This is a genomic window from Nocardia sp. NPDC050408, from assembly GCF_044458905.1.
Lineage (GTDB): Bacteria > Actinomycetota > Actinomycetes > Mycobacteriales > Mycobacteriaceae > Nocardia.
This window is the reverse complement of record NZ_JBITIL010000019.1, coordinates 47,097-69,150: the sequence shown is the minus strand read 5'-3', so window position 1 is coordinate 69,150 and position 22,054 is coordinate 47,097. Positions and strand designations below refer to the sequence as shown.

Below are 22,054 nucleotides of genomic sequence, written 5' to 3'. Positions count from 1 at the left end.
TTACCGCCGATGATGGTCGCCGAGCACGGTCGCTCGCGAACCGCCGCCGTCCGCGAAGATGACTCGACTCGTGACGAAATGGTTGTCCGTGCCGGCAAGCCACCAGATGAGCTCGGCACCCCATTCCGGCCGGGCACGTGAATCCACCGAACAAGTTGCGACGCAGCGGCTTCGACGCCTTCCGCACCTCGACATCAGTGAAGATCCAAGCGGCCCCGGGCGCATCGACAACACCCGCAGCAACGACATCGAGGGCAATGCCGGCCAAGGCGTCGAGCCATATCTCGAGTATCCGCGAGCGGCCTTGTCCGCACCCAATTCTCGGGCCCGGCGCTGTTGTGTCGCCGCGGCCCGGCCGGGGAAGAGGTCATCCGGGCTCCTGGTGTCGGTCGGTGGTGCGCAACGGCGCGCCGACGTGGTGCAGGTGCTTCAACGCCTCGCTGTAAGAGGAGATCAGCCCGGTCTCGTGGTATGGCACGCCGATTTCGGCGCAGTAGTCGCGGACGATCACCCGGGCGTGACGCAGATTCGGCGTCGGCATGCTCGGGAACAAGTGGTGCTCGATCTGATAGTTGAGCCCGCCGAGGGCGAGGTCGGTCAATACGCCACCCCGTACGTTCCGGGAAGTCAGCACCTGCCGGCGCAAGTAGTCGGGGCGGTCGTCGCCGATCAGAGTTGGCATGCCCTTGTGGTTCGGGGCGAAGATGCAGCCCATGTACAGGCCGAACAGCGCTTGATGGACAGCGAGGAACGCGAAGGCTTTCTCGGCGGGCAACACCGCGAACAGTGCGGCCAGATAGGCGGCGAAGTGGCCGAAGAGCAGCGCGCCCTCCAATCCGCGGTGTTTGACGGATCGGTTTCTGAGCGCGCGGACACCGGCCGCATGGAGATTCAGGCCTTCCAGCATCAGTAGGGGGAAGAACAGGAATGCCTGCGCCCTCCCGATGAGACGAGCCACGCCACGGCTGGCCCGCGCCTGCCGTTGTGACCAGACCAGAATGTCGGGTGCGACATCGGGGTCGAGTTCCTCGTGGTTCGGGTTTGCGTGATGCCGGGTGTGCTTGTCCTGCCACCAGCCGTACGCCAGGCCTATGCCTGCGTTGCCGACGAGTCGGCCCACGACCTCCGTCGGCCGCCGCAACCGGAAGACTTGGCGGTGCGCGACATCGTGCATGACGAGGGCGACCTGAGCGCACGTCACGGCCATGAACGCCGCGATCGTGAGCGTCCACCACGAGTCGCCGACGAGAACGAACGCCGCCCAGGCGGCCGCGAACGCGATCCCGACGAGGCTGAGCCGGACCGCGTAGTAGAGGGGACGCCGGTTCATCAGTCCCGCGTCGGAGATCCGGCGCAACAGACGGGCGTAATCACCGTCGGCGCCGTCGCGCCGCGATGATCGTGGAAATGACTCGGGGACCAAGGCCGGTGTCGTCATAGATCTTCCTGAGAGGTGGGTCGGAGATGCTACCTCGGCCCGTCCTCTATACCGGCCCGGTCGATGTCGATCGGAGATTTGATTTCAGCGGAACTGCTCGGTGTGTCGGGGAGGTGACGATTCGAAGCTATCGGCCGGATTCTCGTTCGATGTAAGCCCTTGGTATGACATGGAATCGGACTGCGGTGTGATAGCGGATGCGCACCGCAGTCCGAGGGGTCTCACTGAGACCTGGCCGGTTTCATATCGCACAGCCCGCACAGTCTCTTAGGCTGCCCGCACGCCAATCGTGGCACGGCTATCCCGCTGTTCCCCGGCGCGTAGCCGAGCAGATCCTGGGGGCCGCCCATGAGAGGTGGAGCAAGGCGCGGGCGTCTGAGCCCAACCCCGGTGCCGGCATAGATGAGCGTGTCGCCTGGTTGGAGAAGCTCGCCAGGATGATCGGTGTCCTCGCGCTGAGCGCTACCATCCCACAACACCGAATTCGACCGGGCGTGTGCCGTTACTGTGCGTCCAAGCGCATCGTGGTCTCGGCGGCGGGCGGGCCGGTGATCGCGTCGATTATCGAGGCGGCGTAGCGGCGGTATTTGGCGCGGTACGCGGCGTCCACCCGGTCGTTGATCGCACCGTCGACATCGGTGAACGTGACATCGGCGTCGACGCCGGGGGCTTGCAGGTGACCTTTGTGGCGGCTTCGCGTTCCGCGATACCAGGCGGCGGTGGGCCCGTTGACCGAACGGATGTAGACGTCGTCGCCGTCACGGACGGCCCAGATGGTGCGCGGTGTATTGAGGGTTCCGTCCTTTCGGAGGGAGCTGATGCCGATTTCGTCGACGCGCTCGATCGTGTCGAGTTGGGCCGGGGTCCATGCGGTCATGCCGAATCTCCTTCTGGTTCGGTCGGTGGGTCAGGGGCGGACGAGCACCTTGAGGGCTTCCCGATTGTCCATCGCGCGGTAGCCGTCGAGGACTGCCGCGAGGGCGATTTCTCGGTCGAAGACTTTGCCGGGTTCAACGCTGCCGGCCAGGACTGCGGGCAGCAGGATGTCGATGTAGGCGCGGACAGGCGCGGGCCCGCCGGTGAGGGTGATGTTGGGTCCGAACAGGCTGCCGAAACCGACTGGGGCGGACTCGTATTGGGGGACGCCGACACGGCTGATGGTGCCACCGGGTCGCACGACACCGATCGCCTGCTCGTAGGCGGGCAGGTGACCGACAGCTTCGATGACGACATGGGTGCCGTCGCCGCGGGTCAGCTCGCGGACGGCGGCGACGCCTTCGGCACCACGTTCGGACACCACATCGGTGGCGCCGAATTCGCGGCCGAGGTCGGTACGGTCCTTGTGCCGTCCCATGAGGATGACCTGTTGCGCGCCAAGTTGTTTGGCCGAAAGTACCGCCAGGAGACCGACCGCGCCGTCGCCGATGACCGTCACTGTGGTGCCGGTGGTGACGCGGGCCTTGGCCGCCGCGTGGTAGCCGGTGCCGTAGACGTCGGAGAGGGTCAGCAGTGACGGGATCAGCGGCGAGTTCTCCTCGACCGGGACCGCGACGAGGGTGCCGTCCGCGAGCGGCACGCGCACGGCCTCGGCTTGGCCGCCGCGGACGTCGCCGGAGTTCCAGAAGCCTCCGTGCCGGCAGGAGGTCTGCAGTCCTTCGCGGCAGAAGTCGCAGGTGCCGTCCGACCACGCGAACGGCGCGATCACGAAGTCGCCCTTCCGCACGGTGCGCACATCGCTGCCGACGTCTTCGACGATCCCGCCCGACGGCATGGGTATGCCACGCTGTCCGGGCACGCAGCCGAAACCGACGTTGTCGCCGAGCGCGGGCGAGTGGCGACGTCGCGACCGCGTGCCCAGGGTGGTCATCACCGTGAACGTGGTGATGCCCACCTGGCCACGGTTGTGCGGCTTCGCGGTTGATTCAGGTGGCAGGCGGGGGTGTCCAGCGCCGTGTGCGTGGGAGTGTGGACGAGACGCCGAAGTCTTGTTTGAGATGTTCCGGGATGGCGTATTGCATGACGCGGCCGCGGGTCAGGGAACTGAGTTCGAAGCGGGTGGTGAGGTGGCCGAGGCGGTCCAGCGCCCATGCGCCCAGCGGGGATTTGTCCTCGATGGTTTCGAGGACTCCGAGCAGGCCGGGCACGGTTTTGACGGCGGTATCCCAAGCGGTGCGGGGTACTTGGAGCCAGTCAGCGCTCGTGTCGCCGATCAGGTAGCGGATGAGGGCGGAGACGACGGGGTCGAAGAGGGTGCCAGGGACAACCTCCTCGTAGAGGTCGATGAGTTGGCGGGTGAGGTGGACGCCTTCGTCGCTGGGACCCATGTAGCGGGTCAGGTAGGTGTCGAGGAATTCTCGAGCGGATTCGAGGTCTTTGGGCGCGTGCGCTTGGTCGACGCCGAGCATTGCGCCGACTACCCGCCATGCGTAGTAGTACGCCTCGGCCCCGTCGACGCTCATGTGGATGTTGAGCCGATGCAGACTGTCGAGGACGAGGATGGAGAACAGCATTTGGCCGCCGATCAAGTCTTCCTGGCAGATCGGCGTGCCGAGGGTGTTGGTGTCCCAACGGTTTTCCCTGGAGAGGTGGTAGCGGATCGATGCGTGCAGCAGCCGGACTTTCTGGACGGCGGGGATGAAGCGGCTGCCTGCTTCGAAGGCGTCGGGCTGCATCAGGTAGACGGTGAACTGCCCGGTCTCGGCCATGCGTTTGGCGGGGTACTCCAGGGAGTGCGTGGCCGACAGCAGTTTCGCGATATGCGGGACGAGGTAGCAGGCGGGCATAGAGGCGAAGGACAGGGCCGTGGAGATGTGCACGTTGTTGTCGATGAAGAACAGCCGGGCCTTCTCCATCTCGCCCCAGTCCACCCAGGAAGGCGCAGCGCTGGTTTCGTGCAGGTATTCACGGGCGATATCGGGCAGACCGTCGGGTAGGGGCGCGCCAACGGTGGAGACATAGCGCATGAGGGTGTTGAACGTGCCGAGCTCGCCACGTTCGAACAACGTGGCCACCGTTGAGTCGGCGAGTTCGTCACCGTATTGCCGCAGTGCGTCCATCGACGTGTGGGTGTAGGTCACCATGGCTCCTTGTGTCGACGGCGAGACGGTGGAAGTGCTTCTGCGGCAAGGTCAATGCCTGCGTGTGGTGGCGGCGTGCGCGAGCTCGGTCAGGGCTCGGGCGGCGGGCGGTGGAACATCCAGGCCGACCAATACGTGTGTGGCCTCCTCGACCCGCTCGCCGATCATCCGTTCGATCAGTTCGGGAGATCCGACACAGCTCATCAGCTCGCGCATCTCCCGGAGATCGTCGGGACCGAGATCGGGTCGATCCAGCAAGGTGTGCAACTGTTTTCGTTGTCCGCGATCAGCGGCCCGCCAAGTCTCGGCGAGCAGGGCAGTCGGACGGCGGGCGCGGAGGTCATCGAGGCTCGCCTTGCCGGTCCGGGCCGGATCGCCGAACAGGCCGAGCAGATCGTCGCGCAGCTGAAACGCCTCGCCGAGCGGTAACCCGTACGCAGAGAACGCTTTCAGCAGCCGGGGATCGGCGCCGGCCAGCGCGCCGCCGATGAGCAACGGCTGTTCGACGGTGTACTTCGCCGTCTTGTACCGGACCACCTTCAACGATTCTGCGGTGTCCGGTGCCGCGCCGGTGCAGAGAATCTCCAAGCACTCACCTGCGATCAACTCCCGCGCCAGCGCCGCCCACAGCGGACGCGCGCGCGACAGATATGCCGCGGGCAGTCCGCTGAGAATGAACAACTGCCCGGCCGACGCCATCAACAGATCCCCGACCAGCATGGCGAGGGCCCTGGCAGACTTCTTGGCGTTCGGGCGCCCGCGCAACGGTGTGCGCAGGGCGATCTGTGCGGTGGGCAGGCCGTGCCGCAGCGGGCTGTCGTCGATGATGTCGTCCTGCACGCTGGCCGCCGCGTGCACCAACTCCATCGCCGCCGCGGCCCGCACGAGCGCGTCACTGTCCGGTTGTCCCGCTGCCCGCCAGCCCCAGTAACAAAACGCCGCCCGCAACCGTTTGCCGTGCGTTGTCGCCACCACGATCTGATCGGCCACCGGCCGCAGTTGCGGGTCGACCGCCAGGAGTTGGTCATTCTCCTGCGCGACGAACTGCTCGAGTGTGGTGTCGATGCGGGCCTTGAACGCAGCGGGGTCGTATCGGTCAGACATCGCGCGGGGTAGCACGTCGCGCCGCAACCCGCTGGGCGAGGATCTCCAGGTGGGCCGGGGGAATTGTGGCATACCTGTCCAATGCCAGCCTGCCGCGCGCCTTCAAATCGGCGTCCGCCGCACCGGCCAGCGCCACCAGGTCCGACCGTCGCAGTAGTCCCCACATCCGGCCGACCATCGGTCCGATGCGGCTGAGTGTCAGTTCGGCTAGACCGGCTGCTAAAAGCACGGCGTCCTCGCCACGAGATCCGGGATGATCCGACTTTTGCGACATGCGACCACGCCTCCATCCACACGACCGGTATCTGACGCCGTGCGGTCCCGAGAACAGGATGGAATGGCCCGGCCAACACAGTGTGACACCGGCTCCACTCGGACACGCCGAGAATCTTGGCCACAACAACAAAGCAGATTCTCGCCCATCACCCAAGATCAGCAGGCTCGCGAAGACTCGGAACCATCCCTATGGTGCCACTGGGAGAACCGCGAACACCGAGGTGTACCAGCACATTTCGTTTTGTCTGGCCCCGCAAGCTCGCGGATGGTCTTGACAGCTACGGGAATCCGGCTTCATCTCGAGCACACCGGACGACCTGAAATCGGCATGTGCGCGTTCGCTGGTGAGTCGACTTGAGCGCAGGCCGCAGCCCGGCTTCGGCGCGCGCCAGCGGCGTGAGCGGATGCCGCGGGTGTGTGAGTCTCGCGTGGTATCCAGGCATCGCTCAGCTGGTTTCGGGCCCGGCGAGGCTGGCGTAGGGCACGGTCCGGTCCCGAGGCCGGGACAGATGCAATGCGGCATGGTAGTAGCCCTCGGTCTCCTTTCCGGTGGGGTCGGCGCCGGTCGCGGCGACGGCCGCGACGGCGTAGCGCTGTTCGTCGGGATCGGTGAATCGACGTTGAACGACCGTGCGTTCCGAATCGACCTCGGTGACCAACCCATGCTCGGCCAGAGCATCGGCGATGGGCTGGTAGGAGCCGGTGCGCAGCACAAATGCGGCGACCCACACCGGCTCCTTTGCGGCGTACAGCAACTGGTGGATGGTGCGGGCGGTCAGGAAGCTCGCGCCACCGGTCACGGTGATCAAACCGGCGGCTCCGGCCGCGCGCAGCAGGGCCGCGGAAGCGGTGTCGGTCTCCAGATTCTCGGAGAAGCCGGCCTCGAGCAGACCCACGGCCAGCGCGTAGTCGATCGCCGGGGCGGCGATATCCAGCCCGACCACCGGCACGGCATCATCACGGCGACGAGCGGCGTAGAAGTCTTTGTCGGACTCGATCAGTTCGGCCGTGTCCAGCGCGGCCATCCCCGGGGAGGTATAGCGGGCGTACAGGTCGGCGAGGGTCAGGTGGTGGTTGAGCAACGCCGCATTGATGCCGTACGAGCAGCACAGGTCCAGCACCGTCACCGGTCCCGATCGTGCGCGTGCCGCGGCCAGACGGCGGAATACCTGTTGGGCATGCTGCGGGGTCTGGTAGTCGAACCGGCCGAGACCGCCGAAGAACCCCCGAGGATCCGGCTGGTCATAGATGTCGTCGAAAGGTGTTCTGCCTCTAGGGATTTGCGTCATACCTCGATGTTGGCACGGCAGGCGGCAGCAGGTGATCGCAAATGGATTCGCCACACTCGAAGCAGCAGACCGGTATCACCTCCCGAATCCACAGTCGCCGACCGGTCCCATCCTGGGCCTCGGCCCTGCTGAGGTGGCGGCCCAGCGTGCTCGCCGATCCGCACAATTAGCTCGCGGAGGTTGACCAATCTGTCATCACGGGCGAACCCGCGAGCCGCACGGGCTCCGTATATCGACGGCTCTGGCTGCTCGGACATCGGCATTACCGCTCACTCGTTGCAGGTATAGCCAGTGCGCGAGGCCGAGCATGTACGGCCTGACCGCCCCCTGACGACGCAGTTGCACCAGTACCCCTCTGCACCGGTTGCGCCGGCGCCGACACCATCGATAGCGAGCAGACAGCCACAAGCCCATCCGGAAGCTCTACACGACATGCCGCTCTGCCCCGGGCCGTGCCCGCTACAGAACCGAAATGGTTCGGATTAATACACAAACGCAAAGAATCCGCAGGCCGTTGACCTGCGACTTTGTCATTCTGTGGAGCTAAGGGGACTCGAACCCCTGACCCCCACATTACGAGAACTCATGACTACCACAGACAACTACGAACGACTCTACCGTCGGAAAAATATCATCTGACCAGCTCATACGACGACAATCGACTACTCAGGACCATCGAACACACATTCGGTAGATCGCTACGTTGGTGGAATTTGTTGGGACTTAGTTGGGAGCATCCTGCGGCTGGCATCGGTGTGTCGAAATCCGTGACACGCCGCGGCTTTCCACCATTGGTTAACCACCAGCTACGCGGACTGGGTTTCTCACCTGGTTGCCGGGCGGCGGCAGGCAGCGGTCAATGCAGGCAGGTGCGGCGGTTTTGGCTGTGACGGCTGACGGCGAGTTCGCTGACGTAAGCACGCAGAGTCCGGCCGCACGATCGGTTTGAAGGTGGCCCCCGCGACGACATGGGACTCACCGAGACCAGGCCGCACACCGGCTTTGCAACGGCCCGAATAGTATTCGGTGGTGCATCTCAGATGTCTTCGCTCAAGTCATCGAGTACCGTATGGCCATGTCTGAGGTGAATGCGCAGGCCAAGGACCGCGGGATCCCAACTGTGAGTGATTCACTCCTGGCTGAGATCATGTCGGTGGTGCGGGGGCCGTCTCTTGCCTTGATGCTGTACGGCAGTCAGGCTCGTGGGTCCGCAGACCACGACTCTGATGTTGACGTACTGCAAATCGCATACCGACGGGCTGGGTCTTACTCGGATGGACGCGTGTCAGTGACTGTGTACACACCGAGGCACCTCCGAAAGATGGCGGAACGTGGAAGCTTATTCGTACTGCATCTGCGAGCAGAAGGCATCGAACTGGAAGATCCAAACGGCGTACTGCGGGATGCACTGTCTGCCTATCAAGCGCCGAGATCCTATGACAGCCTATTAGCCGAGCTTCGGTCTGCAGCCCGCGCAGTCGCAATTAAGGGAATTGAATTCGATGCCCTTCACGAGGAATTGGGCCGCCTAGGAATATACCTGATCCGCACATGGTTATATCTAGAGAATGTCAAAGTTGGAATAACCGCGTTTGAGGTTAGCGATGCGGCTGCGGCGCAGACCGATCAGGAAGTGCTTGAGGTTCTACGTTTACGTCGTGCGAAATCGCTTTCTTATGACGACTCAATCAAAATCCAGGCTAAGGTTATGAAAGTTTTTGAAGTAGAATCCGAGGAATCCAAAGACCTTTCGGAATTGGTAAGGGAATTGGCAGCCGAGCACCCCCATGCTTCCGCCTTGATTCAACAGGTATTTGAATACCTTGATACTCTAAACTATGCCGATATGCCACTGCCGCCTTTATGAGTTCAGATGCCTTCGTGTTCGTCGGAGACATTCACGGAAGCCATGATGAGCTGAGCCAAGCCCTGAATATGTTTGGCGGTCGTCGTCATCTTGTGTTTCTGGGTGACTATGTGAACCGCGGACCACGATCTAAACAGGTGATTAGCCGCCTGATCGAGGCGAAAAACCTGTGGCACCACCAGATAACGCTTCTTCGGGGCAACCATGATCAAGCATTTGATGACTTCATGAAGGGTGCTGATCCAATTCATCTCGTGCGCCTAGGCGGGCTGTCTACGGCTCGTTCATATACGGGCCTGCGGAGCGTTAATATCATGGACGATTTTAAACGGGCGGTGCCGGATTCTCATATTGAGTTCCTGAATAGCCTTGAGGATTACTTCGAACTGGATGACGTATTCGCCTCGCACTGCGGCTTTGATCCATCGCATCCGGGATGTCGGACGCGGGATTCTGTGGCTTTGGCATCTTATCCAGAGTTATTCTCGCGCTCACCCATAGAACTTATCGGCAAGGCTGTTATCTGCGGGCACTACATACAACAGAATGGGCGGCCGTATATCTCGGAAACCCTCATGGCCATCGACACAGGATGTGGAGTTATCTATAGAGCGCCATTGACGGCATTGCTGTGGCCGGAACGTACAATAATTCAATTTAGGGGATCAGGGTGAGCGGCGCATCTGATATACAGGTTCAAGTACTCAGGCAGGCATTGGATCGTGGCGAGTCGATTTGGGCTGTCCACTATGCTTCGCATAGCCTATACAAGGCTAAGAACGAGCCCGTCCCAGTCACGTGCATCAGCGCGACGTCGGTAAACGATCACGGCAGCAATGTAGCATTCAGCATTTCCGATATCCGAGGCAGTAATCGAGAGGATCGAGAGTCGGAACTTCTTGACCGGTTCTTCACCTTCTTGGATGAGCATCAAGATGCCAAGCTTTTACATTGGAATATGGATAAGGCCGACTATGGTTTTGAGTCCCTCGCAAATCGATATAAGTGGCTCACCGGCAAGGAGCCACAGTATAGACCACCCAGCGACAGGCTGTTCGATTTGGATCAGATCATTACCGAACAGTATGGCGAGGCTTATGTGCCGCATCCAAAGTTTCGAAATTTGGTTGCGCTAAACAAGGTGAGCCAACGTTATTGGATTTCAGGCCAAGACGAGGCGGAAAAGGCCGAAAAGGAAGACTACGCCGCGATTCAGCGCTCGACCTCAGAAAAGGCACGCGCAATCGCTCAACTATTCTCCGGGTTTATGGGAGGATCCTTGGTGACAAGCGGGTCTGCTGGCTCAGTTGAATTTGCAGGAGCTCAGATCGATGCCGTCAAGCTTATATTGCAACTCGCTGATAGAATGTTGTATGTCGAGCGCTCTTTGAAGAAGCGTCACAGTCAACGACCGACACTTGAAGTCACAGACGAGTACGATGTACAGGATCTCCTCCGATCGCTTCTGGTTCTCTTTTTTGAGGACGTTCGCGAAGAGACTTGGTCTCCTGAATATGCTGGCGGCTCGAGTCGTATCGATTTCACGGTGCCGGATTATGGGGTTGCCATAGAGGTGAAGAAGAGTCGTGAAAGTATGACGGCACGGTCCGTCGGAGAGGAACTGTTGGTCGATCGCGACAAATACGCCGTACACCCAAATGTTAGCCACTTGGTGTGTGTAGTCATGGATCACGACGGAAGGCTCTCGAATCCTCGAGGGCTCGAACGGGATCTGATGCGCGAATCAGCCAAAGAAGGGATTGCGGTAACGGTTCGGATTGTCGACCGCTAGCGGCTTGCCGTTGGCTATCCAACCATTCCTTGAAACAAATTGTCTGGCGCAACGGGTACTACTATTGCTTCTGAATAAGTTCCGTGATCGGGCGAGCGGAATGAGGTAGTGGCCGGCGTCGGCCAAGTCCCCGCGATTTCTGGTCTGGATCGGGGGACGGCAACGCTATGTGACCGTCGCGGATGTTGACCACATGCGCCCGCCATGGTTGAGCTACGACAGAAGGATCATCGATCGGACGCACGCGGTCGACGCTGATGCCAAGATCGTCTGCCAGCTCCGGCCACATGGAGCGCGGAGCTGGCACAGCTCGCCGGGGTGAGAACTTTGTTACACACGGCCATTGTCTCGGCATCAACTGGACCGGCACCTGTCGGTGGCGGGCGATACGCTGGTTTGTTGGATCAGCAAGCCATTGCTCCTGGGAAATGCTGCGTTGACCGGTGGTGGAACCGGCATCCAGCAGGCCGCCCTGATGGCACACTTGGGCAGTGAACAGACCCAGTTCTCCTGCTCCCGTGACAACGACTGTGCTTTGGGACTCAGTAGTCGGCTCGCAGCTAGAAGAGCTTTTATTCGGCCTTTTAGAGGCCATGGGCGCTACTGAGCTGGTTTGGAGAGCTGGCACAACCAATGGGGTTTCTGCTCCTGATGGAGGTCGCGACCTAGAAGCGACCTTCGTTCATCCCACTCCTGATGGCGAGCTAGAGCGGTCACGATGGTGGATCGAATCCAAAGGCCGAGATTCAACCGTAGCGAAAGCGGATGTTGTCGCGTCCGTTATGAACGCGGCTGGCACACCCGACTTGGATGTCCTTGTATTTTGCACGAACAGCAGATTTTCCAACCCGACTCGCGATTGGGTCTCCGAATGGCAGAAAAATCATCCCCGACCAAAGATTCGCTTATGGGATCGTGACCGCCTGATACGCCTAGTCCGAGAGCATCCGATCGTAACAGCACGAGTTCTTCCGGAAGCACTTGAGGATTCCCAGCGACTCCAACTCCTGGTCGATCGTTTTACTGAACTCGGTGAGACGCCGAATGAGCTTGATCTTGAGTATTTTTGGGCACACCAGTCCGTTGTGGTAGGCGCGGACGCTCACTTTTACGCTATTGCTATGTTTGCTTATTCAGAAACTGATCACGGACTTACGGAAAGACCCTGGGGGTCATTAATCCCAGACGGGATGGACTCGGCTAGGACTACCCTGATTTTAGTTCTAGCCGAACTTCCCAGGCTGATCTTTCGGGAGAAGCCACGCCCATTGAGCAATAGCCGAGTCGTCGAAATAGCAGCCTATATGATCTTACAAGTAATCATCCACATTCCGGCGAAGCTAGCGTATAAGATACTTACAAACCCGGGACAGTATCTCAAGAGGCCGCATCCATTGGCAGATCTCGACGATGAGCGTGCGGCGGGATGGAGAGATATGGTTACACTCCCAATGCTTGAACGCATAAAAGACGAACTAGCGAGTGTATGCGCTTCCGATTGCGTGCGCGTGTCGGTTGATCCGTACGCCTTCCCGCCACCACTGACGGGAGAACGTTATTGGCGTCGCTTTGGCGTGGGTAAACCTTCAGATGAACGAGTTCTGATCATACAGAGCCCCGACGAGCCTTGCGCCGTAGGCTTGAAGCTGACAGCAAGCACAGGCTGCCCTTTGGTCGAAGACATTGAACTAAGCGAAAAGTTTATCGAACAACTCCAGGCCATCATAAGATTTCGCCACAAGCATCCAGACGGCCAGTTCTTGAAATTGTACAATCGCACAAAATTGAGTTCCATCCTGCCCGAAATCAAAGATATGATGCCCGGTCTGAGTGACGGTAAGTAGTTTGCTTACCGGCGTGACATCGCAAATTGGCGCGAGTCCACGATCCTCAAGTTAATGGCCAGCTCGGAACAAGCCGTACCCCGCGACCATTGTTGATGGTGGCAAGCCCCGGAGGGGTGCGGCAGTACTGCGAGACCGGAGTCGGCAGTACTGCGAGACCGGAGTCGCCGTGTAGGTCCCGTCGTGGCGGTTCGGTCCCCATCCTGATCCCGCGCCGGGGTGTCCGCCCCGGAGCGGAGCGGGAGGGCGGGCGCACCGGGCGGCGCGCACATGCGCGCCGCTCTTGATTCTGTAGAGGGAAATTCGGCAAGTTCTCTTACTTGGGTTTCCGGCTTCTTTTCTTCTTTTTCTTTCTCTTCCGGGGGCTCCCAATCTTCTTTCACTCTCTACATGAGGTCATCACGTCTGCGGCACAATAGCTTTCGCGAGACTGATCGGTAAGCCCGCTCGATCCGCGACGCACCCCGGCAGGCACTCCGCACGCAGGATTTCAGGACTGGGGCAGCCGAATCCAGCACAGCGGAGGACCAGCACAGGCAAGTGCCCGGTGGAGCGGGACGCCTTCCACAACCATGTCCATGACGGCGAGCTTGATCGTCGTCAGTGCCGTCCTGAATGCTGACGTGGCTACGCTGGGTTTCGTTTTGAGCGCTACTCGCCTCGGTGTCGGCCCTCACGTTCGCGTTCGGAGCGTTCGCGTTCGCGCTGCTGATGTATCGCCCGTTCTCGTTCAGCGTCGGCATGGGTTCGAGTTGGTCTTGCTTCCTCACCCGGCTGGGGCCGACCTAATTCGTACACACGAATAACTTCCCGTGGCACCCCCTCCCGCACTGCTCGCTCACGCATTTCTCGCGCTTGTTCGCGTTGTTTGTCGATCGCTTCCCGCTCGGTCCGCTCTTTCTCTTCACGTGCGAGGGTAGAGCCGATCTTTCCAAGCTCATGCGTTACGTCTCTGCGTTTATCTTCGTGGTTCTGCTCTATGAGACGCTCCGTTTCTTGGGCGTGTTCGCGCCCTAGTCCGGCGTCGTGAACCATCTCCCGAGCCTTCGCGCGTTCTATTTCGCGAATATCCGCTAGGTCTTTGGTCAACCGTGTGTGCGACTCCCGCAGATTATCGATTTCGAGTGCCTGACCCTTTTCGCGCGGTTCGGCAATCTTCCGCGCCTCTGCCACATGTTCGCGGAGCTGTTCGCGTTTCTCGTTCAACTCGCGCGGACCTACACCCCGCGCCAACTCTCTATCACGTGCCCGCTGTTCTCGCTCCGCGATCCGCGTCCGCTCTTGACGCTCTTTCGCCAGGTCCCGCGCCTCCCGCTGCCGTTCCTTTTGCAGCCGCGCTTGCTCACCGACGCCAGGTAGTTCGAGTTGCGGAGTCGGTTCCCTTTCCAATCCCCGCGCCCAGACCTCGCGGGCGTCCTCGCGCGAGATGATCTGATGTGTGAACTTATCCCCGTGGTCGCGGACCAGACCATCGATGAGTTCCTTAGCTCGTGGCGATATCGCTTCGCCCTCAACCGATCTCAGCAGATGATGCTGGACCTCACCCTTTTCGATGAGAGCGCGCACCACTTTCAGCTGAGTTTCGTCTTTATCTCCTCCGATTCTGCCTGATTTCTCTTCGATAGTGGATGTGCGTCCTAGCTCGTCCTTTCTGACCTTGTCGAACTTGATACTGTCTTTTCCGTCCCTGTATGTTCGAGACTGGTGAGTGTATCCGTTTTCGCGGTCACGGAAGAATCGGTCGCTGCCGTTTTCGAAGATCCTCCCGCGTTGGTTGCTGTCGAATCCTTTGCGATCACTGCTGTAACCGTCACCCGGCATGGCGATACCCCGCCCCCGAAACTATGAAACGAAATTTATTTTAGGTCACACGAAAGGAGGGTGGTCAGGAAAGCTCTCGCCGAGATCGGAGAACAACGGGCCGCCATCTTTGTGCAGCCTCCAGAACCCCACCGATACCAGTTCGACAATATCGAGGAATTCATGCTCGATCACGAATTTAACAAGACATTCTGCCGTGCAGGTCTTCCAATCCATGAACTTGAAAGCTATGCCTGGCTTAATGTCGTCGTATATAGACATATCTTTACAGTAGTTGTATCCGGATGGCATATCGGTCAGATCGCACCATTGTGCGTCCAGATAGCGGATGAACCATTCTCCGAGGAAGCACACGAGTTGATCGACGAGATCGGCATTCTCTGAAAGGGTCGCGGCTGTGATATCCGGAAACAGCTCAGCGATCACGTCGTTGATCTGAATTGCCTCGTCTGATTCGAAATCCCATGGCTCCGACGGCAGTGCGGGCAGCTCGGCACGGTTGAGGAGTTTCCTGACCTGTGCCGTCCGTCGCTGCGGTTCGACCCATGTAACCCATGCGTTCGGCTTGACATCAACGACCAAATCCAGGCCCAGTTGATCATCATTCCCCACGCTGATACCTCCGCTTCCGTCGCTTCTCGTTCCCTCTGTCCGAATCAAGATTCCGCTGACGCTCGTGAGCCTCGGACCTCGCGCGCCAGTGTCTCACCTCACGGTGACAGGTAAAGGCGCTCGCACGGCAGCCGCGGGTAGCCTCTGGTGTCGCCGAGGTCGACCGCGACGGCATCGGCGTAGTGCTGCGCCTGGTGCTCTTGTACGAAGATCAGCGCGGCCGTAAGGCACGCGACGAAGTCGAACCGTGCACCGTGTAGGAACACACTCAGGTGTACGTCCGGGTCATCGGGTAGCGGTGAAAGGTCGCGTTGCACAGGAACTTCCAGGCTCATGATTCCTCGCGATCGCGAACACTGGTCGGCTGAATCGTGATTGCGTCGTCTTTGTCCAGCTCGGCGTCCGAGTCGGAGACCCATCCGTCCTCGTCAACCGGCATCACCGAGCCGTCCGCGCGCTGGTAGATCGGAGTACTGTCGACGGGGGCCAGGTCGAGCTTGAAATGGGTTTCCTCATGGAAGACCGCGAGCAGTTTCCGCACGCGGGGAGATATCTGTACCTTTCGCGGCCGCGCAACTTCATTCATGCGGCCGGTCCTGCGTCGATATGCGCGTGTAGAAATCGGGCATGCGTTCGGCCGAGTCATCCACCACCCGTACGCCGATCCATGGACAGCGCAAGGCCGAGGGCAGAATGCCGTCGTGGTCAGCGATCCGAGCGTCGACGATGGGGACCAAGCCTGAGCACAGCCGATCCGGGCACCTGACCGACCGTAATTCGCTGGTGTCGGGGTCGAATGTCCCGATACCGCACATCGACAACTTGATCCACGGCCCGCACTCACATTCAGACATGAGCAGTCCAGCGCTTCACCGGGCGATAAAGGCCCGAGCACGCCCGGATCGCATCGACCACCACAAGCCCGGAGGGCCGGAACGTGCAGCGCGGCGCTTCGATCCAACGTCTGAACTGCGCGCCGTTGTCGACCGGTGACGGCAACGCGACGGTGCCACCGGTTCGCACTACCGACACGTTCAGCCGGAACATCTCGGCGAACAGGCGTGCGTCGTCGGGGATGTCCGGGCGCACAAGCAGCGTCCACCGGTTCGAGCGTGGATGCGACAGTATCGGCCCGATATCCGAACCATGGTGTTGCATATAGGTTTTCACGGCTTGTCCGAGGTGGGCAGGGAGGATGAGTGCCCATACGTGCTCGGCTTTCATGATGATGCGGCCGAGGTGGGGCGAATCGACGGTCGCGGGCAGATCGCACACCCGCTTGTAGAAGTGACAGCGCGACAACGGTGTGTCGCCAAAAGCTATGTGGTCCATTGGAGTTCAGACCCCCTGATCGGGTTGTTCGTGGGCTTGTTCGGGTTGCCACTCGTGTAGGGCGTTTAGGTAGCGCTCAACAACCTCGGCAGGGAGATCGACCGCGATGGCGGCGGGAGGGCCGACGAATGGCGTCCGGTGCGGGAGTTCTGGGTTCACCATCGCGCCCCCTCAGTAGCTCGATTGGTTAGGTGTGCCCGGTCGTAACGGCGCTCATGTACGTACCCGGGACGGGAACAGGGGCCAGGCTGAAAGTCGGACAACGACGGCGACGGCATAATCAAGCTCCCCTGCTTGCTGTGAAATGGTTGCGCAGCAATGAGCGTCACACCGCTCTAGCCGTTCTAGCAGGGCAAACACCCCCGCAAAGCCCCCCGCAAAGTGCCGTCAGCGGGTGACAATGCGGGGTACTGGGTGGTTATTCTCGGTTAGGAACACAAGAGAGGGTCGACTGTGTATCGGGAACCCAATGTGCGGTTGACGCAACACATTCAAGAACGTGACTGGACCCAGGCCGAGACAGCCGAGCGGGTCAACGCCGCGTACGCCGAAATCACCGGGCGGGAAGGCCGCTACGACGATGAAGCGATCCGCCGACTTCAACGGGGCAGCGTGACGTGGCCTCAGAAGCCATACCGGCAGGCGTTTTCTCAGGCGTTCGGGGTGCCGATTGAGGACCTTGGATTTTTCCGGCGCAATCGCCGGGCTAGTGATGGAGATGACGTGCGCCGTATTGACTTCCTACGCGGGCTTGCCGCGGTGGGGGGAAGTTCGCTACTAGCGGGGGGCCTAACCGCGACACTGGACGACGCGATCGTCCATACCGCTATCCCGAACAGCATCGGGCCTGAGCATGTCGCCGAGATCGAACAGGTCATGCACGCCGTTCGCGAGTCCGATCACCTTGGGCACCCTTGGGCCTGGGAGGTAATGGCGGCACAAGTGCGTCGTGGTGCCGCTCTCCTGGAAGCAGCCAACGACAACCAGGTAAGCCGCGATCTGTACGGGGCAGTAGGGGCGCTGGCGGATGCGGTCGGCTGGGCGCACTTCGACGCCGGGCATTATCGAGCGGCTGACCGATACCTGCGCGTGGGTTTGCATTGCGCGGATGAGGCGGGGGCCTGGTCGTTACGCGCGGACATCTTGAGTGATATGGCGCGGCAAGCGATCTACCTCGGTCAGCCCGACGAAGCCTTGACGCTGCTGGGCGCGGCCAAGGTGCGCGAGGACAGGATCAGCAACTTGCGGCGGGCAAACCTGTCCGCGGTGCAAGCTCGAGCATTCGGGTCGCTCGGCAACGCTCGCGAGTGCGTTCGGGCGGTTCGTGATGCGGACGAGCACTTTCACGATTCGGCGGATGACGACGTGCCTGACTATGGGAACTTCGCGCAGTTCTACACATTCGCCCAACTGAACGGGGACACCGGGCACGCGTTGTACGACATCGCAGTTCACGGCGTCGAAGTGACAGAGACGCGGCACCGGCTCAGGGTTGCCATCGAGAGCTACTCGGAGTCGTGGGCACGGTCGCGAGCGTTCTGCCTGGCACGTGAGGCCGTGCTGACACTTCAGAACGGGGAACCAAGGGAAGGCGCGGCGCTCGGTCTCGAGGTCGTTGAGGAAGCACGACGCATCGGCTCGGCGCGGTTGGCGTCCGACGTTCGCGCTATTCACGCGGCGGCGGCGATCGACCACCCAGATGTTCGGGCTCTGCGCAGCAGCGCAGGGCAATTGGTTGGCATCGAAGAGAATGCATGAGGTTCGGGGATGGCCGGGATGTATGCCAGCAATCAACAAGTGCGCGACGAACTGATTGCGCACTGCAAAGCGAGCGGTGCAGTCATCGAAGACTCAACGCCCGCAATGATCTACGCAAGTTCGGCAGACCCCCGACGGACGATCACTGATCTTCGAAACACATTGGCAGACACTCTATTTCGTGAGCGCACAGCCCACGACGGCGACCAGGAAGCTTTCATCACCGTACTGGACGCGATAGACAGAACAATCACCGTGAAGGTGCGTCGGGGCCTGTAGAACCCGGTAGCAGAATGGGAGCCCGGCAGGTCGTGGAGGCCGCCGGGCTTCGTCGTAGCTGACGCACGGCGGAACCTACGGCAGCGGTGCTTTTAAGGGACCTTGCCGCACGTTTGATCAAGTGTGATTGAAATCATAGTCGCATGTTCTTTTGTCGCTCTTGTCGTCTTGTTGAGTGCGTTTGGTGATGTTTGGTCGTGTTGGGTCGGTTTCGGTGCTGTTCGATGCCGGATCGTCCGGTTCGGCGTATTCAGTCCCGTTCGGTCGCGTTCGGTTGGTTTCGATTCGCTTTTCGGGCGTATTTCGCCTCGAATTCCGGATAGAACGAGGGTTATATCCGATCGGCGGGCTCACCGCGGGTGCGTGACTGTGCAGTAATGCTGGACAAGCCTCGTATTGTGGTTCTGGAGAACGATTGTGGGTGTCTCTCAACGGAAAAGGAGGATCAGGGATCGTGTCAGTCCTGTCTTTGGCCTCGGATCGGTTGTGGGGCACCGTTGTTGGGTGTCCCGGTTCGTGTCGTCGGCGTGAGAGCTTCCGTGTCGCTGAGGGATTCGCGGCACGTGAACGCGCGAGTGGTTCGCGAACTATGTTGTCGCTCTGGATATCTCGGCGTCTCGAGTGTTCGCGGCATTTGACGATCTCACCCTCACCTATTTTTAGGAGAGGGTGAAGCCTGGACATGTAGGGGTTGTGGCGGTGACGATGGAATGTTGATCAATGAGAGGTAGGTGAAGTGGATTGGCTGATGTGAGTATCGGCTGAGCCGAACGGTTTTCGCGGCTGTCCCCCCGCGCCAACGAGGGGACAGCGTGAACGAAACACACTCCTAGAAGGCAATCCGGTAGCAGGGCCGCCTTTTCGGAGTCCCCATTTCATCCAGTGCAGAAACGGCGGTCTCTGCTGTGTTCAGAGTAGTGCATTCCCGCGTGTTAGAACACCGATCATCGGGTTCTTGGGGCGAATTCTCAACCATCCGGGCCGATGTTCGGCCGGTCGGTGGCCGTGGTGCGCGGGGGTGTGTCGGCGGTCGTGACCCGCCTGTTTGCGCTGCTCACGTCCGGGTGGGAGCCCCTTCGATCAGCGGTGCGGTGTGTGACCGCGTCGAGGCTGCCGCCGTAGTGGCGGTGCCAACTCGAGAAAACCGATAGATACAGATGAAAGGTGACCGTCGTGGCCAACGACAACAAGTCCGACATTCGCAGAAACTTTCGATACCCCGTGGAGTTCGGGGAGTTCTTCCCCGTTGGGCTGTATCAGATCGGGGATGTGCGCCCCGATCTGGAGTACACCGGCAACCCGGACCGTCCGGGACCCCAGAAGCGGGATGAACAGACGGGGCAGCTGGTGTGGAAGATTCCGGTCACCGACCCGAATGAACCCAACCCTCGCCGCGCCAGCTACGAGGTTCTGCTGTTGTCGGATACCGAACCCGAACCCACCACCCAAGAAATCGCCCCGGGTATGCGTCCGGTCGCGTTGACGGGGTTGACAGTTCAGCCGCGCGTGGGTGGACAGGGTGAGTTCAAATACCTGACCCAGACCGTGCGGGCGAGCGGGTATGCGACCCCGCCGGGGTCGGGTAGTCGGTCGGCGGGTGGATCGGGCACGGGCAAGTCCCCGGCCTGATCGCTGACCGCTGTTTCTGTGTGGCGGGTCGGCTCGCCGTGATGGGAGCCGACCCGTCATAACCCCACTCATGTGCTGTATGAGGCTGTGGGACAACAACATTCGACAAATTCAAGCTGGAAGAGGTGGATAGGCAAATGGTTCGTTCCGCAGAGTATGAGAAGCCCTCGGCGCGTCCGCCGACGATCATGGATGATCTCGGTCAAGGGCTGATGTATCTGCTCGAGGCACTGGTGCTGATACTGATGCATCTGCTGTGGTGGGCAGCCTTGTTCCCGATGCTTTCGGTGCCGCTCTTGTTGGCGGGCGCCACAGCGTGGTGGCTGGGCTGGCCGTACGGTGCCGGTGTCGCCGCGTCGTCGGTCGCCTTGTGGGTGATGTGGTGGGCTTGGTGGCCGGGCTCGTGGCGGCGGTGGGTGTGGGGTCGGATGACCTCTCACTACCTGTCGTGGAAGCGCTACAAGCGGCGGTGGAAGACGCTGACCGCGGTCCACGGGCTGACTAAGATCCTCGACAACGGCGTCCAGACTCCCGCATTGGTGAAGATCACCATCGGCGACACCGCCGATGAACTGCTGATCAAGCTGGTAGGCGGTCAAACGGTGCAGACATGGGCCAAGCAGGCCGATGCGTTGCGCCACGGGTTCGGTGTGGTCGGGGTCCGGGTCCGCAACGCCGAATCGGGATTCGTGCGCCTTCAGGTCATCCACACCGATCGGCTGATCGAACCCATCCCGTTGCCTCGGGTGGTGCCGAAAACCGTGGACCTAGAGGCACTCACGATCGGGCTGACCGAACTCGGGGAACCGTGGCGGATTCGTCTGCTCGGCAATCAAGTCCTCGTCGCCGGAAAGATGGGCTCGGGTAAAGGGTCGGTGGTGTGGTCGCTGATCGCCGCACTCGGCCCAGCGATCCGAGACGGAAGCGTGGTGCTGTGGCTGGTTGATCCGAAAGGAGGCATGGAATACGGGGCAGCTCGGCAGTGGTTCGCGCGTTTCGCCTACGACAACGGTCCGATGGCGCTCGAGTTGTTGCGTGACGCTGCGGCGTTGGTGCAGTCCCGGGGCGGGCTCTACATGCCCAAGGCCGAACGAAAGATCACTCCGACCGTGGCCGAACCACTGGTCGTGGTGATCATCGATGAGGCCGCGAGCCTGACCGCCTACTACAGCGACCGCAAGATCAAAGACGAGATCACGCGGTTGATGGGGATCGTGCTCACGCAATCGCGGGCGGTGGCGGTGCCGATGGTCGGAGCCCTTCAAGACCCGTCCAAAGACGTGCTCGAGCTACGCCAGCTCTACCCCTACCGGATCGGTTTGCGCATGAGCGAGCCGACACAACCGAACATGCTGTTCGGCCAGAGCGGGCGCGACCGGGGCGCGTTATGCGACGAGATCCCCGAGTCCACTCCGGGCGTAGCCTACGTCGAGCACGAGGAATCGGTGGAAATCACCAGGGTTCGCGCCTATTGGGTCACCGATGACGATATCGAGTGGATCATGCGCACCTATCCACCGCTGCCACGCCACCCTGACGGCACGCCCCGGCTCGACGACGATCCCGAACAACAATGAACATCCGAACTCTCACAAAGCGATCGATACCCTGGTGATCAGGGGAAACAGCACATCTTGAGACGATAGGTAGCCTGGTATAAGCCGCGCCAGGCGACATCACGAAACACCCTCTGCGAGCGGCATTCTCATTCAGCGCGGGTAGCGCATCCTCACCTTTCTTGATTCCAGCGCGGGTAGCGCATCCTCGAAACTTTCTCGGCGCGGGTAGCGCCTAGTGGCTGTCGTACCGGCGGCGTCACAACCATTTCTGAAATCTGTTCCGGCAGTGGCTCATTCGTTCTCTACGGCATCGCGCCGAGGTCTCCACGCGGTGTGTCCGGCGCGATGCCGCTTCTACTACGGGATAGGTGAATTTC

The 22,054-nt window shown here is 60.8% G+C and carries 20 protein-coding genes; 8 read left to right on the top strand and 12 right to left on the bottom strand.

The annotated features are described in order from the left end of the window. Positions 1 to 367: 367 nt before the first annotated feature. The 7 genes from ACIBJI_RS35210 to ACIBJI_RS35180 form a co-directional block, all read right to left on the bottom strand. Positions 368 to 1,438, bottom strand: coding sequence for a fatty acid desaturase family protein (locus tag ACIBJI_RS35210; RefSeq protein ID WP_397087651.1), 1,071 nt, complete (start codon positions 1,436 to 1,438; stop codon positions 368 to 370). 502 nt (positions 1,439 to 1,940) lie between these two features. Further along, complete coding sequence (locus ACIBJI_RS35205; RefSeq protein WP_364344982.1) at positions 1,941 to 2,315, bottom strand: DUF2255 family protein; 375 nt, start codon at positions 2,313 to 2,315, stop codon at positions 1,941 to 1,943. Between the two features lie 30 nt (positions 2,316 to 2,345). After that, positions 2,346 to 3,329, bottom strand: coding sequence for a zinc-binding dehydrogenase (locus ACIBJI_RS35200; RefSeq protein ID WP_364344984.1), 984 nt, complete (start codon positions 3,327 to 3,329; stop codon positions 2,346 to 2,348). Between the two features lie 31 nt (positions 3,330 to 3,360). After that, positions 3,361 to 4,515, bottom strand: a complete 1,155-nt coding sequence (locus ACIBJI_RS35195) for an oxygenase MpaB family protein (RefSeq protein WP_397087647.1) — start codon at positions 4,513 to 4,515, stop codon at positions 3,361 to 3,363. 51 nt (positions 4,516 to 4,566) lie between these two features. Then, the gene (locus tag ACIBJI_RS35190) at positions 4,567 to 5,619 is read right to left on the bottom strand and encodes a polyprenyl synthetase family protein (protein ID WP_364344988.1); all 1,053 of its coding nucleotides are present in this window, start codon (positions 5,617 to 5,619) and stop codon (positions 4,567 to 4,569) included. Further along, a complete protein-coding gene (locus tag ACIBJI_RS35185) occupies positions 5,612 to 5,893 on the bottom strand; it encodes a hypothetical protein (RefSeq protein ID WP_364344990.1) in 282 nt (93 codons plus the stop codon). Before ACIBJI_RS35185 ends, ACIBJI_RS35190 begins: the two co-directional genes overlap by 8 nt. A gap of 448 nt (positions 5,894 to 6,341) precedes the next feature. After that, positions 6,342 to 7,184 (bottom strand): hypothetical protein, encoded by an 843-nt coding sequence (locus ACIBJI_RS35180; protein ID WP_397087645.1) that lies wholly within the window; start codon positions 7,182 to 7,184, stop codon positions 6,342 to 6,344. 1,075 nt (positions 7,185 to 8,259) lie between these two features. Here ACIBJI_RS35180 and ACIBJI_RS35175 point away from each other — a divergent pair. The 4 genes from ACIBJI_RS35175 to ACIBJI_RS35160 all read left to right on the top strand — a co-directional run bounded on the left by ACIBJI_RS35175 (position 8,260) and on the right by ACIBJI_RS35160 (position 12,687). Further along, positions 8,260 to 9,051 (top strand): hypothetical protein, encoded by a 792-nt coding sequence (locus ACIBJI_RS35175; RefSeq protein WP_397087642.1) that lies wholly within the window; start codon positions 8,260 to 8,262, stop codon positions 9,049 to 9,051. After that, positions 9,048 to 9,725, top strand: coding sequence for a metallophosphoesterase family protein (locus ACIBJI_RS35170; RefSeq protein ID WP_397087640.1), 678 nt, complete (start codon positions 9,048 to 9,050; stop codon positions 9,723 to 9,725). The genes ACIBJI_RS35175 and ACIBJI_RS35170 overlap by 4 nt, the downstream gene beginning before the upstream one ends. Beyond that, the gene (locus tag ACIBJI_RS35165) at positions 9,722 to 10,843 is read left to right on the top strand and encodes a hypothetical protein (protein WP_397087637.1); all 1,122 of its coding nucleotides are present in this window, start codon (positions 9,722 to 9,724) and stop codon (positions 10,841 to 10,843) included. The genes ACIBJI_RS35170 and ACIBJI_RS35165 overlap by 4 nt, the downstream gene beginning before the upstream one ends. Positions 10,844 to 11,361: 518 nt before the next feature. Then, a complete protein-coding gene (locus tag ACIBJI_RS35160; protein WP_397087634.1) occupies positions 11,362 to 12,687 on the top strand; it encodes a restriction endonuclease in 1,326 nt (441 codons plus the stop codon). A gap of 651 nt (positions 12,688 to 13,338) precedes the next feature. On the opposite strand, the gene ACIBJI_RS35155 is transcribed toward ACIBJI_RS35160, so the two are convergent. The 5 genes from ACIBJI_RS35155 to ACIBJI_RS35135 form a co-directional block, all read right to left on the bottom strand. Next, positions 13,339 to 14,508 (bottom strand): hypothetical protein, encoded by a 1,170-nt coding sequence (locus ACIBJI_RS35155; protein WP_397087632.1) that lies wholly within the window; start codon positions 14,506 to 14,508, stop codon positions 13,339 to 13,341. A gap of 45 nt (positions 14,509 to 14,553) precedes the next feature. After that, the gene (locus ACIBJI_RS35150; protein WP_397087630.1) at positions 14,554 to 15,120 is read right to left on the bottom strand and encodes a hypothetical protein; all 567 of its coding nucleotides are present in this window, start codon (positions 15,118 to 15,120) and stop codon (positions 14,554 to 14,556) included. 98 nt (positions 15,121 to 15,218) lie between these two features. After that, the gene (locus tag ACIBJI_RS35145; protein ID WP_063040659.1) at positions 15,219 to 15,455 is read right to left on the bottom strand and encodes a hypothetical protein; all 237 of its coding nucleotides are present in this window, start codon (positions 15,453 to 15,455) and stop codon (positions 15,219 to 15,221) included. After that, complete coding sequence (locus tag ACIBJI_RS35140) at positions 15,452 to 15,706, bottom strand: hypothetical protein (protein WP_397087628.1); 255 nt, start codon at positions 15,704 to 15,706, stop codon at positions 15,452 to 15,454. The genes ACIBJI_RS35145 and ACIBJI_RS35140 overlap by 4 nt, the downstream gene beginning before the upstream one ends. Positions 15,707 to 15,966: 260 nt before the next feature. Next, a complete protein-coding gene (locus tag ACIBJI_RS35135) occupies positions 15,967 to 16,452 on the bottom strand; it encodes a DNA-directed RNA polymerase subunit beta (protein WP_397087626.1) in 486 nt (161 codons plus the stop codon). 471 nt (positions 16,453 to 16,923) lie between these two features. Here ACIBJI_RS35135 and ACIBJI_RS35130 point away from each other — a divergent pair, with 471 nt between their 5' ends. The 4 genes from ACIBJI_RS35130 to ACIBJI_RS35115 all read left to right on the top strand — a co-directional run bounded on the left by ACIBJI_RS35130 (position 16,924) and on the right by ACIBJI_RS35115 (position 21,695). Then, positions 16,924 to 18,210, top strand: coding sequence for a hypothetical protein (locus ACIBJI_RS35130; RefSeq protein ID WP_397087624.1), 1,287 nt, complete (start codon positions 16,924 to 16,926; stop codon positions 18,208 to 18,210). A gap of 9 nt (positions 18,211 to 18,219) precedes the next feature. After that, positions 18,220 to 18,489: a hypothetical protein gene (locus ACIBJI_RS35125; RefSeq protein ID WP_397087622.1), complete on the top strand. Its 270-nt coding sequence runs from the start codon at positions 18,220 to 18,222 to the stop codon at positions 18,487 to 18,489. A gap of 1,173 nt (positions 18,490 to 19,662) precedes the next feature. Continuing rightward, positions 19,663 to 20,118, top strand: a complete 456-nt coding sequence (locus ACIBJI_RS35120) for a hypothetical protein (RefSeq protein WP_397087620.1) — start codon at positions 19,663 to 19,665, stop codon at positions 20,116 to 20,118. 137 nt (positions 20,119 to 20,255) lie between these two features. Then, positions 20,256 to 21,695 carry a cell division protein FtsK gene (locus ACIBJI_RS35115; RefSeq protein WP_397087618.1) on the top strand — a complete coding sequence of 480 codons (1,440 nt, stop codon included), beginning with the start codon at positions 20,256 to 20,258 and terminating at the stop codon, positions 21,693 to 21,695. Positions 21,696 to 22,054: the final 359 nt, after the last annotated feature.

Coding starts and splice junctions, on each gene's coding strand:
- ACIBJI_RS35210 (WP_397087651.1), bottom strand. CDS start 1,438: ATGACGACACCGGCCTTGGTCCCCGAGTCATTTCCACGATCATCGCGG.
- ACIBJI_RS35205 (WP_364344982.1), bottom strand. CDS start 2,315: ATGACCGCATGGACCCCGGCCCAACTCGACACGATCGAGCGCGTCGAC.
- ACIBJI_RS35190 (WP_364344988.1), bottom strand. CDS start 5,619: ATGTCTGACCGATACGACCCCGCTGCGTTCAAGGCCCGCATCGACACC.
- ACIBJI_RS35185 (WP_364344990.1), bottom strand. CDS start 5,893: ATGTCGCAAAAGTCGGATCATCCCGGATCTCGTGGCGAGGACGCCGTG.
- ACIBJI_RS35180 (WP_397087645.1), bottom strand. CDS start 7,184: ATGACGCAAATCCCTAGAGGCAGAACACCTTTCGACGACATCTATGAC.
- ACIBJI_RS35175 (WP_397087642.1), top strand. CDS start 8,260: ATGTCTGAGGTGAATGCGCAGGCCAAGGACCGCGGGATCCCAACTGTG.
- ACIBJI_RS35170 (WP_397087640.1), top strand. CDS start 9,048: ATGAGTTCAGATGCCTTCGTGTTCGTCGGAGACATTCACGGAAGCCAT.
- ACIBJI_RS35155 (WP_397087632.1), bottom strand. CDS start 14,508: ATGCCGGGTGACGGTTACAGCAGTGATCGCAAAGGATTCGACAGCAAC.
- ACIBJI_RS35145 (WP_063040659.1), bottom strand. CDS start 15,455: ATGAGCCTGGAAGTTCCTGTGCAACGCGACCTTTCACCGCTACCCGAT.
- ACIBJI_RS35140 (WP_397087628.1), bottom strand. CDS start 15,706: ATGAATGAAGTTGCGCGGCCGCGAAAGGTACAGATATCTCCCCGCGTG.
- ACIBJI_RS35135 (WP_397087626.1), bottom strand. CDS start 16,452: ATGGACCACATAGCTTTTGGCGACACACCGTTGTCGCGCTGTCACTTC.
- ACIBJI_RS35125 (WP_397087622.1), top strand. CDS start 18,220: ATGGCCGGGATGTATGCCAGCAATCAACAAGTGCGCGACGAACTGATT.
- ACIBJI_RS35115 (WP_397087618.1), top strand. CDS start 20,256: ATGGTTCGTTCCGCAGAGTATGAGAAGCCCTCGGCGCGTCCGCCGACG.